General features: G+C 40.6%; 19 protein-coding genes. 16 read left to right on the forward strand and 3 right to left on the reverse strand.

The window, feature by feature from the left end; genetic code table 11:
* Positions 1 to 19 precede the first annotated feature (19 nt).
* The 7 genes from T494_RS0101105 to nrdG all read left to right on the forward strand — a co-directional run bounded on the left by T494_RS0101105 (position 20) and on the right by nrdG (position 7,486).
* Complete coding sequence (locus T494_RS0101105) at positions 20 to 220, forward strand: hypothetical protein (protein ID WP_028504707.1); 201 nt, start codon at positions 20 to 22, stop codon at positions 218 to 220.
* A 128-nt stretch (positions 221 to 348) separates the two neighbouring features.
* The gene (locus T494_RS0101110) at positions 349 to 1,773 is read left to right on the forward strand and encodes an NAD(P)/FAD-dependent oxidoreductase (RefSeq protein ID WP_028504708.1); all 1,425 of its coding nucleotides are present in this window, start codon (positions 349 to 351) and stop codon (positions 1,771 to 1,773) included.
* Complete coding sequence (locus T494_RS0101115; RefSeq protein WP_028504709.1) at positions 1,766 to 3,037, forward strand: FAD-dependent oxidoreductase; 1,272 nt, start codon at positions 1,766 to 1,768, stop codon at positions 3,035 to 3,037. The genes T494_RS0101110 and T494_RS0101115 overlap by 8 nt, the downstream gene beginning before the upstream one ends.
* 2 nt (positions 3,038 to 3,039) lie before the next feature.
* A complete protein-coding gene (locus T494_RS0101120) occupies positions 3,040 to 3,393 on the forward strand; it encodes a DUF1667 domain-containing protein (protein ID WP_028504710.1) in 354 nt (117 codons plus the stop codon).
* Positions 3,394 to 3,408: 15 nt separating this feature from the next.
* Complete coding sequence (locus T494_RS0101125) at positions 3,409 to 4,047, forward strand: MBL fold metallo-hydrolase (RefSeq protein ID WP_028504711.1); 639 nt, start codon at positions 3,409 to 3,411, stop codon at positions 4,045 to 4,047.
* Between the two features lie 600 nt (positions 4,048 to 4,647).
* On the forward strand, positions 4,648 to 6,888 hold the full coding sequence (locus tag T494_RS11860; RefSeq protein ID WP_037343517.1) for an anaerobic ribonucleoside triphosphate reductase: 2,241 nt from the start codon (positions 4,648 to 4,650) through the stop codon (positions 6,886 to 6,888).
* A gap of 76 nt (positions 6,889 to 6,964) precedes the next feature.
* A complete protein-coding gene (nrdG, locus tag T494_RS0101140; RefSeq protein WP_028504712.1) occupies positions 6,965 to 7,486 on the forward strand; it encodes an anaerobic ribonucleoside-triphosphate reductase activating protein in 522 nt (173 codons plus the stop codon).
* A 68-nt stretch (positions 7,487 to 7,554) separates the two neighbouring features.
* Here nrdG and T494_RS0101145 read toward each other — a convergent pair whose 3' ends face one another.
* From T494_RS0101145 to T494_RS0101155, 3 genes are read right to left on the reverse strand one after another with little or no spacing between them, the layout of a single operon-like run.
* Positions 7,555 to 10,338, reverse strand: a complete 2,784-nt coding sequence (locus tag T494_RS0101145) for a transglutaminase domain-containing protein (protein ID WP_028504713.1) — start codon at positions 10,336 to 10,338, stop codon at positions 7,555 to 7,557.
* Positions 10,339 to 10,362: 24 nt separating this feature from the next.
* Positions 10,363 to 11,538 (reverse strand): DUF58 domain-containing protein, encoded by a 1,176-nt coding sequence (locus T494_RS0101150; RefSeq protein WP_242836354.1) that lies wholly within the window; start codon positions 11,536 to 11,538, stop codon positions 10,363 to 10,365.
* A 28-nt stretch (positions 11,539 to 11,566) separates the two neighbouring features.
* On the reverse strand, positions 11,567 to 12,535 hold the full coding sequence (locus tag T494_RS0101155) for a MoxR family ATPase (RefSeq protein WP_028504715.1): 969 nt from the start codon (positions 12,533 to 12,535) through the stop codon (positions 11,567 to 11,569).
* Between the two features lie 150 nt (positions 12,536 to 12,685).
* On the opposite strand from T494_RS0101155, the gene T494_RS11865 reads away from it, so the two are divergent.
* The 9 genes from T494_RS11865 to T494_RS0101200 all read left to right on the forward strand — a co-directional run bounded on the left by T494_RS11865 (position 12,686) and on the right by T494_RS0101200 (position 18,018).
* Complete coding sequence (locus tag T494_RS11865; protein WP_278244637.1) at positions 12,686 to 13,636, forward strand: ATPase, T2SS/T4P/T4SS family; 951 nt, start codon at positions 12,686 to 12,688, stop codon at positions 13,634 to 13,636.
* Positions 13,630 to 14,124: a stage III sporulation protein AB gene (locus tag T494_RS0101165; protein ID WP_028504716.1), complete on the forward strand. Its 495-nt coding sequence runs from the start codon at positions 13,630 to 13,632 to the stop codon at positions 14,122 to 14,124. The genes T494_RS11865 and T494_RS0101165 overlap by 7 nt, the downstream gene beginning before the upstream one ends.
* A gap of 13 nt (positions 14,125 to 14,137) precedes the next feature.
* Positions 14,138 to 14,338, forward strand: coding sequence for a stage III sporulation protein AC (spoIIIAC, locus tag T494_RS0101170; protein WP_028504717.1), 201 nt, complete (start codon positions 14,138 to 14,140; stop codon positions 14,336 to 14,338).
* Positions 14,335 to 14,721, forward strand: coding sequence for a SpoIIIAC/SpoIIIAD family protein (locus T494_RS0101175; RefSeq protein WP_028504718.1), 387 nt, complete (start codon positions 14,335 to 14,337; stop codon positions 14,719 to 14,721). The genes spoIIIAC and T494_RS0101175 overlap by 4 nt, the downstream gene beginning before the upstream one ends.
* Before the next feature lie 104 nt (positions 14,722 to 14,825).
* A complete protein-coding gene (locus T494_RS0101180; protein ID WP_197021104.1) occupies positions 14,826 to 15,872 on the forward strand; it encodes a stage III sporulation protein AE in 1,047 nt (348 codons plus the stop codon).
* A complete protein-coding gene (locus T494_RS0101185; protein ID WP_028504720.1) occupies positions 15,873 to 16,355 on the forward strand; it encodes a stage III sporulation protein AF in 483 nt (160 codons plus the stop codon). It begins immediately after the preceding gene.
* Positions 16,345 to 16,896, forward strand: a complete 552-nt coding sequence (locus T494_RS0101190) for a hypothetical protein (RefSeq protein WP_037343518.1) — start codon at positions 16,345 to 16,347, stop codon at positions 16,894 to 16,896. Before T494_RS0101185 ends, T494_RS0101190 begins: the two co-directional genes overlap by 11 nt.
* A 19-nt stretch (positions 16,897 to 16,915) precedes the next feature.
* Positions 16,916 to 17,464 (forward strand): SpoIIIAH-like family protein, encoded by a 549-nt coding sequence (locus T494_RS0101195; protein ID WP_028504722.1) that lies wholly within the window; start codon positions 16,916 to 16,918, stop codon positions 17,462 to 17,464.
* Between the two features lie 194 nt (positions 17,465 to 17,658).
* The gene (locus T494_RS0101200) at positions 17,659 to 18,018 is read left to right on the forward strand and encodes an Asp23/Gls24 family envelope stress response protein (protein ID WP_028504723.1); all 360 of its coding nucleotides are present in this window, start codon (positions 17,659 to 17,661) and stop codon (positions 18,016 to 18,018) included.
* The last annotated feature ends 18 nt before the right edge of the window (positions 18,019 to 18,036 follow it).

An 18,036-nucleotide genomic window follows, 5' to 3' on the forward strand; every position in this document is an offset into this window, starting at 1 on the left:
AAAACGGAGGAGACAAGATATGGCATATAAGAGGAAAAGAAAAGGTCGTTACAGACTTGATCTTATGATTATAATGAGTGTTTTTATTCTGATAGTATCTTTTTTGGCCTATATGGGAAACACGTCGCTGGAAGACGTATTAAAAGATAAATACCCGGAGGGAGTCGTCTTGCACCAGCAGGATTATACCGCTGCGACAGATTCATCAAGTGAAAAATAAATAAAAATGCTTTTTAAAGGACCGATTTATCATCGGTCCTTTTTCTATTGATTTTTTAGAGAAAATGTGATATAATTATTAAAGGTTAAAAATATTTTTATACAAATTTAACGAGAAGGTGATGCTTTTTGTATGATGTAGTAATAATCGGCGCTGGTGCAGTTGGTTGTGCAGCAGCTATGGCACTTGGACGGTATGATCTCAATGTCTGTGTGCTTGAGAAAAACAGCGATGTCTGTGAGGGTACCACGAAGGCAAATAGTGCTATTGTTCATGCAGGATTTGATGCAAAGCCGGGTTCACTGAAGGCAAAGTTCAATGTTCTGGGCAGCAATATGATGAAAGAATTGTCCGAAAAGCTTGATTTTGCTTATAAGCAAAACGGAGCAATGGTGCTTTGCTTTGATGAAAATGACAAGCCCGGTCTTGAAGAATTAAAAGAAAAGGCTGATAAAAACGGTGTAAAAGGCGTTTCAATCATATCCGGTGATGAGGCGAGAAAACTCGAGCCTGCCCTTTCGGACAGTGTTTGCGCTGCGCTTTTGGCAGAAACATCGGCTATCGTTTGTCCTTTTGAAATGACTCTTGCATTCGCTGAAAATGCCTTTGCAAATGGCGTTGAGTTCAAGCTGTCCACACAGGTGCTTTCTATAGACAAGCTTGATGAGGGCTTTGAGATAAGAACAAATAATACAAATGTGAAAACCAGGTGTATCATAAATGCGGCAGGTCTTTACGCTGACAAGATTCATTCTATGGTCAGCAGTAAACCGATGAAGATCACTCCTCGCCGTGGCGAGTATATGCTTATGGATAAGTCTGCCGGAACTCTGGTCAGCCGGACTATTTTCCAGCTGCCTACGAAAATGGGCAAAGGTATCCTTGTGACTCCAACAGTCCACGGTAACCTTCTTGCGGGTCCCACAGCCGAGAACATAGACGATAAGGAAAATGTTGCTACTACAAAATCAGGACTTGACGATGTTAAGTCCAAAGGTTTGCTTTCTGTAAAGAATATACCTTTCAATAAAGTTATCACCAGCTTTACCGGGCTTCGTGCAGTTGGAGATACAGGTGATTTTATTATCGGACACAGCGATGTCAGAGGGTTTATTGACGCTGCAGGTATAGAATCACCGGGACTAACCAGTGCCCCTGCCATCGGGCAGTATCTTGCTGAACTTGTTGGGGAGATCCTACCGCTTCAAAAGAAAACAAGTTATATTGATACAAGAAAAGGGATAGCACACTTTAACTCCCTATCCGCCGAGGAGCAAAACGAGCTTATAAAACAGCAGCCTGCGTATGGAAAAATAGTCTGCCGCTGTGAAACTGTTACTGAAGGGGAGATACTTGATGCGATCAACAGACCTCTGGGAGCAACAACACTTGACGGTGTAAAGAGGCGTACAAGAGCAGGTATGGGCAGATGTCAGGCAGGGTTCTGTTCGCCTACAACAATGGCTTTGCTGGCGCAGAAACTGGGAATAGCTATTGAAGAAGTAAGAAAAACAGGAAGATACGCTGAGAATGGAGGGCAGGACAATGAATGACCATAGTCTTATCATTATTGGCGGCGGTCCTGCCGGAATGGCAGCTGCACTTGCAGCTAAAAAAGCAGGGATAGAAGATCTGCTTATACTTGAGCGTGACAGCCACCTGGGAGGCATTTTAAACCAGTGCATACACAACGGATTCGGGCTTCATACCTTCAAGGAAGAGCTTACAGGTCCTGAATATGCTGAAAGATACGCAAATATGGTAAAACAGGAGCAGATCCCTTATGAACTGGATACAATGGTACTTTCGGTTGAAAAACTAAAGGATAGCAATAAAAAGGCAGTTACTGTCATAAGCTCAAAAAGAGGAGTGCAGACGCTTTACGCCGAGGCAGTAATTCTTGCAATGGGCTGCCGTGAAAGACCTCGTGGTGCACTTAATATCCCGGGATACAGACCCCAGGGAGTATATACGGCAGGTACTGCCCAGAAGCTTATCAATCTTGAGGGTGCAAAAATAGGTAAAGAAGTTGTAATATTAGGTTCGGGCGATATCGGACTTATTATGGCAAGGCGTATGACCCTTGAAGGCGCACACGTTGCTGCAGTCGCTGAGCTTATGCCATACTCAAGCGGACTGAAGCGAAATATTGTTCAGTGTCTTGATGACTATAATATACCGCTTTTGCTTAGCCATACTGTTGTAGATATCAAGGGTAAAGAAAAACTCGAAGGCGTATATATTGCCAAGGTAGACGAAAAAAAACAGCCTATTGAGGAAACCAAGGAGTATTATCCATGCGATACACTTTTGCTTTCCTGCGGTCTAATACCCGAAAACGAGCTTTCATTGGACGGCGGTGTAGAGATCGACCCGAGAACTAACGGTGCATATGTTGACGAAAGTCTCGAAACAAGCGTTGAGGGTGTTTTCTCTTGCGGAAATGTCCTTCATGTCCATGACCTTGTGGATTTTGTATCTGAAGAGTCTGCAAGAGCAGGAGAAAGCGCCGCAAGGTATATACTCAGCGGTAAAAGATCTCAGGGGAAAACCATAGAGGTAAAAACGGGATACGGTGTAAGATATACTGTTCCATGCAGGATAAACGTTGAAAACGCAGGAGAACTGACGCATATAAGATTCAGAGTGAGCGGAGTATACAAAAATGTAAGTATAGTTATAAAGTCGGGGGATAAGGAGCTTTTGCGCAAAAAGTCCATGATCCTTGTGCCGAGCGAAATGGTAGATCTACTGCTTAAAAAGTCAATGCTTAAAGAATCAGGCGAAGAGATGACCGTATTTATAGAGGAGGCATAACAATGATAAAAGAGCTTACGTGTATATGTTGTCCTATGGGCTGTTCTCTTAAAACAGAGGTCAATGAAACCGGTGAAGTAGTTTCTGTTACGGGGAATACCTGTGTGCGTGGTGAGAATTACGCAAAAACAGAGCTTACGGCTTCTGTTCGGATCGTGACGACCACTGTACTTGCTGAAAGCGGAAAGCCTGTCCCCGTGAAGACAGAGGAAGCGGTTGCTAAGGATAAAATATCTGATGTTGTAAAGAGCATAAAATCCGTTAAGATAAAACTGCCTGTCAAAATGGGAGACGTTATTATTAAGAACGTGTCTGACACAGGAGTTAATGTTATAAGTACAAGATCCGTTGATTAGAGAGGGGGAACGTGTATGAACATTTCGCGTCTGGTTGTTAATGAGCAAAGCAGCATAAGGATAAATGCATCGAGAATATTGTATTTTGACCCTTTTGATCTTCCTGATGAGAAACATGATGCCGACATTGTTTTTATAACCCACGAGCATTATGACCACTTTTCACCAAAGGATATTGAGAAAGCAGCTAATGAAAAAACAATATATATAGTTCCTCAAAGTATGAAAAGCACCATGCTTAAAAATGATATTGACTCCGATCATATATATCCTATGGTCCCGGGACAGACAGCGCTGGTATCCGGAATCCCTATACAGGCTGTTGCTGCTTATAATCACAGCAAGCCGTTTCATCCAAAATCAAATGGTTGGCTGGGATATGTGGTGACTATCGACGAAAGCAGAGTTTATATTTGCGGTGATACTGATGATACTCCGGAAGCAAGGGCAGTAAAATGCGATATTGTATGCGTACCCATAGGCGGAACGTATACAATGGATGCAAAGCAGGCTGCTGATTTTGTAAACTTTATCAAACCAAGGATCGCAGTCCCGATGCATTATGGTACAGTAGTAGGCAAGCCCACGGATGCGGATGCCTTTGAGAAGAGCGTATATAGTCACATCCCTGTTTGCAGAAAACTGTTTTTCTAAGACAAGACATAAAGAGCTGATGATAAGTCAGCTCTTTTTTATATATGTCTTTTTCGGTGATCGGTAAAATTTCAAAGCAATATAAGAATATTAAACTGGGAGAGGAAGATAAAAATTTTTTTGAAAAAATAGCCGTGACAAGTAAAACGCTTTACAACATAAATTAAAATTTTAATCAACATATTATGATAATAGCACAACACAATTTTGATTATTTGGCAAGAAAACGACCGTGTATTTGAATTAGTTTACCGAAAAAACAAGCCTATTTACGTTGTTTATCTATAAAGCTATTTACTTTACATACCTGTTTTATGCAGTGTACTGTCAAGCTATTTCCCTTTATGAAATTTTCTGAAAAATCATTTTAAAGCATTTCTAAAATTACAATTTCTGTAAATTGTGCAACGTATACAAAAAGCGCGCTTCTAATTTGGCAAAAAACACATTGACAGACCGAAGCAAATACTATATACTTTGAATTGTTCCAAACAAACCACAACATATTGTGGTTGGCATACAAAACCGGCAGAATACATTACTTATATATTTATATATCTTGATATCGCATTGAAATAAGTATTTTCGGAGGATATTAACATGATCATTAAAATAAAGAAACGTGACGGGCGTACAGTTACTTTTAATATAGAGAAGATCGCCAATGCTATTTATAAGGCTGCACAGTCTGTTGGAGGTTCCGATCAGGAGGAGGCTTTGATGCTTTCCGGAAAGGTTGTTGATATGCTCCTGGAGCAGAATCTTACTGCTCCTACTGTTGAACAGATCCAAGATTGTGTTGAAAAGGTCCTTATAAATGAAGGTCATGCAGCTACTGCTAAGGCTTATATATTGTACAGATCTGAAAGAACCAGAGCAAGAGAGATGAATACAAGGCTGATGAAGGTTTATGAGGATTTGACCTTCAAGTCTGCAAAGGATTCTGATCTGAAGCGTGAAAATGCCAATATCGACGGAGATACCGCAATGGGCACAATGCTTAAATATGGCTCTGTCGGCGCTAAAGAGTTCTATGAAATGTATGTTCTTGACCCTGTTCATGCAAAAGCTCATGCTGAAGGCGACATTCATATTCACGATATGGATTTTTATACCCTTACGACGACTTGTACCCAGATCGATCTTACAAAGCTTTTCAACAAAGGCTTTTCTACCGGTCACGGTCATCTGAGGACTCCTAACGATATTGCCAGCTATGCTGCACTTGCTTGTATCGCTATCCAGTCCAATCAGAACGACCAGCACGGCGGTCAGTCACTTCCTAAGTTTGATTATGATATGGCTGCAGGTGTGGCAAAAACTTTTAAGCACAGATATCGTGATAATGTACACAGAGCACTGAACCTTCTGGGCGGTTTCGATAATTCTCAGGCTATTGCCAAGAAGCTTGTGGACCAGCTGGAGGAAAAGGGCTATGTGCCTACACTTGCCAACGATAACGGCTACCAGGAGGCAGAAGCTAAGCTTCTTGTGCAGATCGTTGATGCTCAGACTGTTAAGAAAATCCAGAATTTTGCTTATAAAGCTTCTGTCAAAGAGACTGACAGAGCTACTTATCAGGCAATGGAGGCTCTTATACATAACCTCAATACCATGAATTCAAGAGCAGGTGCTCAGACTCCGTTCAGCTCTATCAATTATGGAACCGACACTTCAATAGAGGGCAGAATGGTTATCAAGAACGTTCTTCTCGCCGAGGAAGCAGGTCTTGGAAACGGTGAGACACCGATCTTCCCGATCCATATTTTCAAGGTAAAAGAGGGAGTAAACTTTAATCCTACTGATCCTAACTACGATCTGTTCAAGCTTGCTTGCAGGGTTTCTGCTAAACGCTTGTTCCCTAACTTCTCGTTTATCGATGCTCCTTATAACCTTCAGTATTATAGAGAGGGCAATCCTGATACCGAGATAGCATATATGGGCTGCCGTACAAGAGTAATTTCAAATGCCCATGACCCGTCAAGAGAGATAGTTACAGGCAGGGGCAACCTTTCCTTTACATCTATCAATCTTCCTCGTCTTGGAATTAAAGCAAATAAAAATATCGGTGCTTTCTTTGACAGTCTTGATGATATGATGCAGCTTTGCATAGATCAGCTCAAGCACAGACTCAAGATACAATCTATGAAGAAGGTCAAGAATTATCCATTCCTTATGGGACAGGGTGTCTGGATCGACTCAGAGAAGCTGTCATATGATGATACTGTTGAAGAAGTTCTTAAACACGGTACACTTTCTGTCGGCTTTATCGGACTTGCTGAGTGCCTGGTTGCACTTACAGGAAAGCATCACGGTGAGGACGAGAATTCCAGGAAGCTCGGTCTTGAGATCATAACACGTATGCGTGCTAGAATGGATGAGGAAACAAAGCGCACAGGTCTGAATTTCTCACTTCTTGCAACACCTGCCGAGGGTCTGTCCGGCAGATTTGTAAAAATGGATAAAGAACGTTTTGGTATTATCAAGGGTGTTACCGACAGAGAATATTATACCAACTCATTCCATATCCCTGTTTATTTCCATATAAATGCTTTTGAAAAGCTTAAACTCGAAGCTCCTTATCATGCGTTGACAAACGCAGGACATATAAGCTATATTGAGCTTGACGGCGACCCGCTCAATAATCTTACTGCATTTGAAAAGGTAGTAAGATATATGAAAGAGGTCGGCATTGGATACGGCTCCATAAATCATCCTGTTGACCGTGACCCTGTTTGCGGATATACGGGAATTATAGGGGATAGGTGTCCAAAGTGCGGCAGAACTGAGGCTGAACACCACAGGGTAAGCCACGAAAGAATCCAACGTCTCAAAGCATAGTCAAATGCTCTCTTTTGGGGCTTCGTTTCAAATGCAGATGAAACGAAGCCCGATTTTTTTCTTGGAGGTAAATAATATGAAGCTAAGGATCGCCGGGACTGTCAATGAATCTATCGTGGACGGTCCGGGTTTCAGATATACAATTTTTACGCAGGGATGCCCTCATCATTGTGAGGGGTGTCACAATCCACAGACGCATGATTTTAACGGTGGTATAGTTGTGGATACCGATGATCTGTTTAACGAGATCATCAAGGATAAACTTTTGGATGGAGTTACATTTAGCGGTGGAGACCCTTTCTGCCAATGTAAGCCTCTCACCGAACTTGCCAGAAAGATACGGTCGTATAATGGTTTTATTACGCCGCTTAATATCATTTCATATACAGGCTACACTTATGAGTACCTTATTGCAAATGCAAACGAAGACAACGGGTATATGGAGCTTTTAAAAGAGCTTGATTTTCTTGTTGACGGTCCTTTTATTCTTGCAAAGAGAAGCCTTGAACTGAAGTTTATGGGAAGCTCGAACCAGCGTTTTATTGATGTTAAGGAATCATTAAAACAGGGCGGGGCAGTGGTTATCGAGCCTTATTGACCTTGTATTTGTCTTTATAATGAAAAAAGAGTCTGGACACTTTTTGTGTTCAAACTCTTTTTTTATTATCAGTACAGGCAATTTACAAACTTTGCTCTGAACAGTTTTAACGGCACAAGCTTTGGCTTAACAATGTCATCAGAAATAGATCTGAGTATGGAATAAGCATTGTCGACGTCATTTTCAGCTATCTCGTGATTACCCATATAAGCTTCTTCGGCGATCTCAAATAAGCTGTACAGCTTGTCTGTGATATCGATATCCATTTTTCTGAGCTGGGAATCAAGCTGCTTACACAGCTGCATATCAGTGATATTATCGCTGCCGCTGATTCCTATAAGTTCAAGATATTTTACCGTATATCTGACTATATGCTTCAGTCTGTTTTTCTTAGAGCCTTCAAGACAGTTGCTTTGTATGGTTTTAAGTGACAGTATTCTTCTGAGAACGATCACTGTTATAAAGATGATAACAAATGCAATTACAAATATTATCATTCTTACTGTTGAGCTGCTTTCAGTTTTTTCTTTTCTGTCCGAACTGCTGCTGCCTGAAATATCCCCTGAATGTCCGCTGTTTTCTCCGCTGCTTCCAATGACTCCGCCTCCGCCGCTGTCGCCGCTGCCTTCGTTGCCTCCATCGCTGCTTGAGTCAATGGGAGCCTGGCTGCTGTTGACATTTTCGGAGCTTGCATCATTTGAGGAAACCTCAGATGAACTTTGATCCGCTATTGATAGTGTGCTGTCCGGATCAGAGGACTCCGGCTGTGATGATTCTTCAGTGGAAGATGAGGAGCTGTCATTGACAGAGCTGCTGTCCTCAGGAGGCTTCTGTTCGTAAGGATTTTTCTCCTTTTCGGTCATATTGGGGTTATTATTTGTATACCCCGGAGTAAACTCAACACCCGACCAACCAAAGTCTTCGATATAAACCTCAGTCCATGCGTGTGCGCATTTATCCGGAACATCAACATCTGCGGTGTCGTTAGTGGTTTTTGTCATGCCGGGGAGAACGATATAACCCTCAACATATCTTGCCTGATAACCGAATTTACGCAGTAGCTGAACGCCGGCAGATGCAAAGTATGAACAATAACCTTGCTTTTGGGTTGACAGGAAGTAATCTACAAAATCCCGACCGGAAGGAGTCTTGCCGGGTTCAAGTGTGTATTTGAAATTATCCTGAAAATATCTTTTGATAGCATATACAACTGAAGAGTAGGACCGGTCAGAATCCTTAAGATATTTTTCGTTTATCTCCTTATATGCAGCCTGAAGACCGTCGGAACTGGTAACCTTGCTGTAATTTTCCTTGATAAATTTTTCGTATCCTTTCACAGCATCTTTTTCTACAGTGCTGTTCACATCGTAAAACACGGATTTGTCAGCTATCCTGTTTCTGATCTCACCGAAAGAGTCGTTGCCGGGACTTCTGAATACAACTGTATAATTGTTTGTTCCAAGCTTGACATAAGAATCAAGATACGGGCGCATTTTATATTCGCTTTTCTTTTTGCCGTTTGAATACAATGTTCCATAAGGAGCGTAAACATATTTTTTGCTTGCACCTTTTACCTTGATATCTATTTCCTCAGTTGTGGTATAGTTCTGGGCAATGTTGTTTGCTTCAAAGAAATTTGTAAGATCTGTGAGCTGAAAATAGTTTATATCCTGCGGACAGATCCCGATTTCTTCAAGCTCTTTTGCAAATTCTTTGCTGTCATCATAATCCACAGGATCCCACGAATTGTCATGGTATTTACCGGCAACGTACCCTCGGATATACATTGTCTCGTTGATCGGTTTTGTGGTGACCACCAGTGCAGTAGTCCCGTTAAAGCTTATGCCGTCTGTTTCACCAAGCTTTCCGCCGTTTGTTCCGCCAACTGCTTTAGTGCCGAAAAAGTCCAGCCCGCCGTCGTAATCAGCAAACAGACCACCAAGATCTTCCAGTGTAAAGTTATTTACAAAATTATTGATCTTTGATCTGAGATCGTTGACTTTGTCTGATCTTTTATGTCCGAAAAGATTTGAAAAGGCAATTATCAATGCCATCATTGCCGTACACAGAATAACAGTAAAGCTGAGCAGCATAAAAAACATTCTGGATTTTTCCTTATCATTTGTCAAATAATAAGTCTGCTTTTTCTCATGCACAGCAAATGTGTTCTTTTTGCCTATTTTGTTTGTTCTTTGATTTATAGTGTGAAGTGATATGATAACGACCCAGCTTATTATCAGGATCGTCACCGATAAAAGCGGAGGCTGCCAGCCCCAGTATATTCCCAGCTCAAACAACGGGAAGGTGGTTATAAACAGCATTGGGAAGTCGATCCTTACAACGCAGGCAATCGTTACTAACACGCTGACTACAGACGATAAGAATTGCAGGAAGAATCCTGCAAGCTCGTTGTACATTGACTTCGGAATACCGCTGAGTGAGTTGCCAAGTATACCGCTTGGTTGTTTTGCTCTTTCAAGATATAGATAAACATTACAGAAAAAACCGTCTGATATATCGTTTAGCTGGAATAAAAAATATAAGAAATATGTTGCCAGAAATATAATTCCGATGGTTTTAATTCCGCTGTTTTTAGATCTTATTACACAAATCAGTACAACGGGTATGACACAGCACAGGAAAATAGGGAAGTAATTGGGACGCTGAAGGATAAACGAAGCAAACATACTCATAACCGCAAAGCTGGTTATAAGCGCAAATATCGCTCTTGATATGCCAAAATATGAAGACTCATGTCTTTTGGAGTATTGCAGTGAAATGTCATTCCCGAAGCATACACCGTTGTTGCTTATAAACCCGTTGTCAATATATGCTTTCTTTTTCTTTTTCATTTTATGAACGTCTCCGGCTTTGTTTTATAATATAATGTCTGAAAAAGCTGCTGTGATCCGGTCCTTGTGAAGATAGATTATATCCGCATTATCCGAAATCTTTGAATCTGTCTGTTCACCGGTATCTGTTTCATTCTGAACTAACGCTATGGTATATTTTGAAGCAAATCCGGATTCAGTAATTTTTGAAATGCTCTGATTCGACAGCGGCTTTGATACAACTATCAGATGACCGCAGACAAGAAAGTCGGATTCATCTGTAAACGAAGCTATTTCATTGTTTTCATCTATATATGTCCTTGCAATTATTAGCCTGTCCACACAGTCAAGATGCTCCTGTTCATTTTTTATGTTATAAGATTTTAGCTTCTTTGCTTTGGGATCAAGCCATTCAAGTGTATGGGCGATACCTCTTTCAACAAGCAGCATTGAAACCGATAATGCGCTTTCAACAATAATATCATAGTCCTGCGATCTGGAGATATTAAGATTTAAAAATATCCTGACAGCGTAGGTCATCATAAGTGAGTAATCCTTGACCATGACCTTGTCCTGCTTCGCAGTAAGCTTCCAGTGTATACGATTGGGCTTATCGCCCTCAATATATTCGTGTATATCAAAAATCTGTGAAGGATCATCGCCCTTTTTATCCGGTGAATATTCGTCGGTCTCCACACCAAAGTTACTGTAATCAGACACCGCATTGTCAAGATGACTGTACTGTGGAAAAACAAATACAGACATTTCTCTTTGCCCCTGTTTAAAGCTTTTGCTGCGGAGTTTAAAATGAAACAGCCTTAAAAGGTCGAAGATCCGGCACTTTTTTATTCTGAAATCAACTATTCCAATGTGCAGCGATGCTACATTCATCTTTAGACTCTGTGTTTCCATAGGAAGCACGGGAGTATTGATTTTTGTAAGATTTTTGCCTGTCTCAACGGCACCGTTGTATTCCAGAGTAATCTCCAGGTTGGATATTGGAAATATCGTTGGATTTTCAATAATCAGTTCCGGATGTATAACAGAGCTTGCAGGGCATTTAAGGCTTTTTTGCCTGAAGCTGACTTTTAGTTTTCTGGACATATAAAGATCCAAAGCAAAAAGTATGACCGGCATAGAGATCATAAAAATCATCAGGTAAAAAGAAAAGGTGCCCAGATACATTATATAGAACACTACCGATATAACCAGTAATATCAAATAAACAAAAAGCATCTTTTTTCCTTTCCTAACTGTTGATCCTTGGAACCTGAACCCCGGATATGATCGTCTGAAGTATCTGAGAATGAGTTATTCCATTGAGCTTTGCCTTGGACTCAAAAATCAGTCGGTGCTTAACTACATCCTCAAAACAATATAGAATATCGTCGGGAATAACATAATCCCTGCCTTTAAGAAGGGCAGTAGCCTTGCTTATTTTTAGAAGTGCGATAGAGCCTCTGGGTGAAAGTCCGAGTTTTATGTTGGAATTATTTCTGGTCGCATTGGCAAGTGCAGCGATATAGGCCAATACTTCATCTGAAACATATATATCGTCCACCGTCTTTTTAGCCAGAATGATCTCGTTCTTTGTTGCCACGCCTTTTACTTCTTCTGTAGATACGTTGGTGTTTTTTGACTTGAGCATATTTATCTCGCTGTCAAATGAAGGATAACCCATTGTGAGCCTTACAAGGAATCTGTCCAGCTGCGACTCGGGCAGCATCTGTGTTCCGATGGAGCCCATAGGGTTCTGAGTAGCAATAACAATATAAGGATCTGGCACAGTGTGAGTTACACCGTCAACAGTCACTTTGCCTTCTTCCATAACCTCAAGAAGTGCAGACTGAGTCTTTGAGGAGGTCCTGTTGATTTCATCTGCAAGGAACAGATTTGTCATTGCAGCGCCCTCTTTGTATCTGAATTCATTTGTCTGCTTGTCCAGTACAGAGAAGCCGGTTACATCCGAAGGGAGAACATCAGGCGTAAACTGCATTCTTTTATAATCAAGAGAAAGTGCCTTTGAAAGGGCAATCGCAAGTGTAGTTTTACCAACCCCGGGGATATCTTCGATAAGAATATGTCCTCCTGAAAGAATTGACAAAAGAACCTTGATGATTATTTCATCCTTGCCGATAACAACTTTTTTAACTTCATTGATAACATTCTGAGAAAATGCTAATACTTTTTTCTGATCTTCATTAAGATTAAATGCCATTTGTTTATCTCCTCCAATAACAATTCATCTCATTATATCATAACACCAAGTAAAATGCAAGAAAAAATTGATTATTCATACCGGAATAAATCAGTATCTGTAATCATAAAATCAAATAGGACAAGACAGGGAAGGAAAATATAAATGAAGATGATAAGCAAAATAGAACATATATATCCATATTTGCCTCTTGAGATTTCAGATATAATTAAAAAGATCCCACAATGTGAGCTTGAGAGCATAAGCGAGATAAGACTGCGCCGAAGCAAAAGACTTTCTGTAAATACAGGTTCAAAAGAATACTTCGTAACACAGAGCGGTGCTCTGACAAATAATTATACAAAAGGCTTATTCGTCAAAGACGAGCACATAGCTCGGATATATCAGCTTGCTTTGCGAAATTCCGTACATAGCTTTCATCGTGAGATAGTAAACGGCTACATGACTGTTGACGGAGGGTGTCGCATAGGATTCTGTGGAACAGCTGTGCAGTCTGAGACAAATACCTCCCTAATTGAAAATATCAAGGATATTTCATCGGTAAATATCCGAATTGCAAGAGAAATGATAGGCTGTGCAGATGAACTATACAGATCGCTTATTTCAGGCGGCAGGACAGGTTTGCTTATCATTGGTCCGCCATCAAGTGGAAAAACGACCCTGATCCGTGATCTTACAAGACAGCTGGGACAGACCATGACATTAAGTCTGATCGATGAACGTAACGAAATAGCTTGTGTCTGCGGTGGAATGCCTCAGAACGATGTGGGGCAAAAAACAGATGTTTTCAGTTCCTATAACCGATATGACGGAATTATGATCGCAGTCAGAGTAATGTCTCCTGAATTCATAGTTGTGGACGAAATAGGTTCCCGGGACGACATTGAAGCACTCGGATATGCCCTTAACAGCGGCGTATATATTATTGCTTCCTGCCATGGGGCAGGGTTAAGAGATGTGCGGAGAAAAACGGTTATAAGAAAACTTATCAAAGCCGGTGCTTTCGGTAAATATGCAGTGCTGGGAACAGGGATAAAGTGTGGGATAATAACGGAAATTGGAGATCTGAGCATGGGGGAAAAGGAAAAATCATTATGCTGAAGCTGACAGGTGGGTTATTTATAATCATTTCATGCTCTTTGCTGGGTAAGTACGTTGGTCTGGGCTACATAAAAAAGCTGAGGCTGCATGAAAAGCTATTGCAGATGTATAATGAAACCACAGTTCTGCTTGAATACTCCTATATGACCTTTGATGAGATTGTAAAGTCGCTGAATAATTCCCCGGCGTTTTATGAGTTTGATTTTCTGTGCGTTTCTACTTCCGATATTAACATACGGTATGATATGCTAAGCAAAATTGACTGCTGGAATAAAATTGAAAATGAAGAGTCAAAGGACAATCTTAAAGCTTTCTTTTCACAGCTGGGAACTACCGATAATCAAGGACAGATCACCTATTCAAAGCTTGCTGCCGAAAGGGAAAAAGAGATCATTAACCGTAATAAGAATGATTTGATGCGCCGTTCAAAGCTCGCTTCATCCATTAGTTTTTCCGCCGGGATACTGCTTACAATAATGCTGATATAAAGGACTGATGTCGATGGATATCGATCTTGTATTTAAAATAGCTGCCATAGGCATAATTGTTGCCGTCCTAAATCAGCTTTTAAAAAGAGCTGAAAGAGATGAGCAGGCAATGATGACAACCCTTGCAGGACTTATAGTGGTACTGTTTATGATCGTTAATCAGATAGGAAAGCTATTTGATACTATAAAAAACGTATTTGGACTTGGAAGATGAATATACTGACGGTTTGCGGATTCTGTATAGTTTCGGTTATTGCCTGTAAAAGTATAGAAAGTGACAGCAGACAGCTGAAGCTGCTTTTAACACTTATAGTCTGTGTGATGATATTGCTTTCCTCAGCCGATCTTATCTCTCGGCTTGTTTCCACGGTAAAAACACTCTTTGATTCGTCGGGAATAGATAATACATATATCAAGGTACTGTTCAAGAGTCTGGGTGTAGTTTATCTGACCCAGTTTACCACTGATTATTGCAGGGATTGCGGAGAAAATGCAGTTGCATCACAGGTAATGCTGGCAGGGAAGATCGCACTGCTTATAATCTCCCTGCCGCTGTTCAATGCTTTTGTAGATATGGTAAAAGGACTATTATTATAAAGATGCGAAATGTTTTAAAAAAGACCATATGTCTGACTGCTGTTTTGTTAATGCTATTTGTTTGCTCACCCTGTGCTTTTGCACAAAGTGACACTGACAAAAATGTGAAAGAACTCAATGAAAAGATCCGAGAAAGGCTTGATTCTGGTGTACCTAAGGATATAGCCGAAACACTTGAAAAAGAAAATGTCAAAGTAGATTCACCGGATTCATTTGGCAGCTTAAAACCGGAAGGTATTTTCAACAGTTTTTGGACTTCCTTTAAGGATGCGGTGAAAAAGCCGTTCAGACTCCTGGGAAAAATGGTGGCAATAAGCCTTATCGGAGCTTTTATTGGTACATTGTCAATACGGGATGAAGGCATAGGCAAAGTGTCAGACATCATTTGTCTTATGACGACTGTAATGGTGCTGATAGAAACTGTTAAGCAGACGCTTGACTCTGTTCAGAGCTCAATAAAAAGCATGAATATGTTTCTTGCAGCGTATCTTCCTGTTTTTTCCGGGATAACTGCCGCCAGCGGTAATGTTATCGGCTCAAACGGTTACAGTGCAATAATGATGTTCGTTTGCGAGCTTATGGGCATATTTGCATCCAAAATACTATTTCCGCTGATAAGTGTCTGCCTTGCTCTGAATCTTGTCGCAAGTATAAATTCAAGAATATGTTTTGAAGATGTTTCAGCAGGAATCAAAAAAGCAGTTGTTTTTTCTCTTGGACTGTCTATGACTATCCTTACAGGTCTTATGACGATACAGGGCGTTATAGGGGCATCTGTTGACAATATGTCCTCAAAGGCAGTTAAATTTGCTGCGTCAAGCTTTATCCCGGTCATTGGTTCGTCCGTGTCGGAGGCGTACTCGACCGTAAAGGGCAGCCTGGGTGTTATAAGATCAACAGTCGGCAGCGTAGGGGTAATAGTTCTGATAATTATTGCATCTAAACCGCTTATAGCTCTTTTGGCAGTTAAACTTATGATTTTTATTTCTTCCGTGGCAAATGATGCTTTCGGGCGTTCAAAAGTTTCAAAGTGTCTCAAAGGCGTTAATTCGACCCTTTCACTGGCTGGCGGTGTAATTGTCGCATATGTCCTGGTTTTCACTGTTTCAACGGCTATACTTATGTTTACGGCTTTCAATATAGGGGGATAAATGGGGATAATTAAAACGGTAGTGTGTGCTGTCTGTGTCATAGGTATTATAAGCACTATGATAGATATTGTATCACCGGAAGGAAATCTGAAAAAGCACCTTGAGATAGTAATCGGACTTATCCTGCTTCTCACAATGATATATCCGTTCACCGGCAAAGATTTTAAGATCAGTCTATCCAGGGAGCTTAATACCCAAAGCGACAGTACTGTGTACAATGAGATAATGGAGTACGAATCCAAAGCATTGCTTGAGAAGACAAACCAGGAAATGTCAGCATATTTGAAGAATAAACTGAACAGTGCAGCGATACCGTTCAAAGATGTGGTTATAAAATCAGGCAAAGATGAATATAATCAGATAGTAATACAATCCGTAACGGTATATGTTGACAGAGAAGACGAAAGAATTGAGAAGATGATCGCTTCCGAACTTAAAGATACAAAAATCGATGTCATAGTGGGTGACGATATTGGCGGGTAAACTAAACGGTAAAATAAATAAATATCTAAATAATGATAAGATTGTAAAGATATTTGTGGTTATTGGTCTTGTGGGGATTTTACTTATAGCATTTTCGGGGATCAAAAGCGATGATAATAATACCTCAGAGCCTAAGAAAATCTCTTCGGAGCAAACGGAAATATATAACTCGGACACGTATAAGGAAAATATCCGAACAGAGCTTGAAGATATACTTTCTGATGTTTCCGGAGTAGGTGACTGCAGCGTAATGATCTCCGTTGAGGGCACAGCAGAGTATATATATGCTGAAAATATCGATAAAAAACAGAACTATGGTCCCCAGGGGTCAACGGATGATACAAAATCAGAGATAGTTATTACGGACGACTCGGGTAACGACAAGGCATTGGTCAAAAAGATAGTCAGACCTAAGATAACCGGTGTAGTCGTGGTCTGCAAAGGAGGTGAAAATGAAATAGTGAAAGAGAGGGTGATAAAAGCCGTATCGGCAGCACTTAATATTTCATACAGCAAGATCTGTGTTGAAGCAAAAAAATAAAACAGAAAGGTTGACAGATATGAAAAAACCAACACTAATTATCGGAAAGAAACAGATTCTCCTGGCTGGAATGACACTTGTTCTCGGACTTGCAATATACATTAACTACGCATATTCAGCCGCAGGAGGAAAGATAAAGGCAACAGATGTGGTCAAAAACCAGTCGGTTAATTACGGTCAATCCCAGCTTGTCAGCAAGCAGTCGGAGGATACCGATTATTTTGCGAAAGCAAGGATAGACAGAACCACATCAAGAGACGAAGCTGTGCAGACACTCAAATCCATAATCGACGGCGGAGATGCCACCGACGAGGAGAAAAAGACTGTTTCTCAGAAAGCACAGACAATAACAGGTCTTATGGAAACCGAATCAAAGATCGAAAACCTTGTAAAAGCAGCAGGATTCAAGGATTGCGTTGTATATCTTGACGGAAAGAGTGCCAATATAGTTGTCAAAACAGGTGAGAAGGACGGTCTTATGGCAAGCGAAGCAGCAAAGATAAAAGATATCCTTCTTTCTGAAGTTTCTGTGGCAAATGAGAATATAAGAATATTTGATGTTGCCTGATTTTATGCGGTAATATGCCTGTATACAGTTCAAATATATCTTTGCATAAAAAAAATGTATAAAAACACTTGTAACTTTATGAAAAATATGTTATAATACTATTGATTATAGACGGATGCCGATCTGGGTTTGTCACATGGCCGGATGCGCATCTAAAAATAATGATTCATAATCTTTACAAGAGGAGGATATATATGAACAACAAAAGTGAAACTGTTGAGAAAAGCCTGCATATCAGTCAGGATGTTATCGCCCAGATAATAGTTAACTGTGTCAATGAGGTCGAGGGAGTTTACTCTGTTGCTCCTGTTATGAAAACCCCAAGACAGATATGGCTTAAACAGGAAAACTTCGGAAATATCCGTATCGGTCTTGTTGACGATGTAATTTCGGTTACAATAGGCATAATACTTGAAAACGGTTCAAAAGCTGTTGCCGTATCCGAGGCTATACAGGATAAGGTCAAAAGCTCTATCCAGAATATGCTTGGACTGACCGTTGCTAAGGTCAATATCAATGTTTGCGGTATACATATATCGGAGGATAAAGCCTGACTTTTGCATTATTGCAAA

The organism is Ruminococcus sp. FC2018 (genome assembly GCF_000621805.1).
GTDB lineage: Bacteria > Bacillota > Clostridia > Oscillospirales > Ruminococcaceae > Hominimerdicola.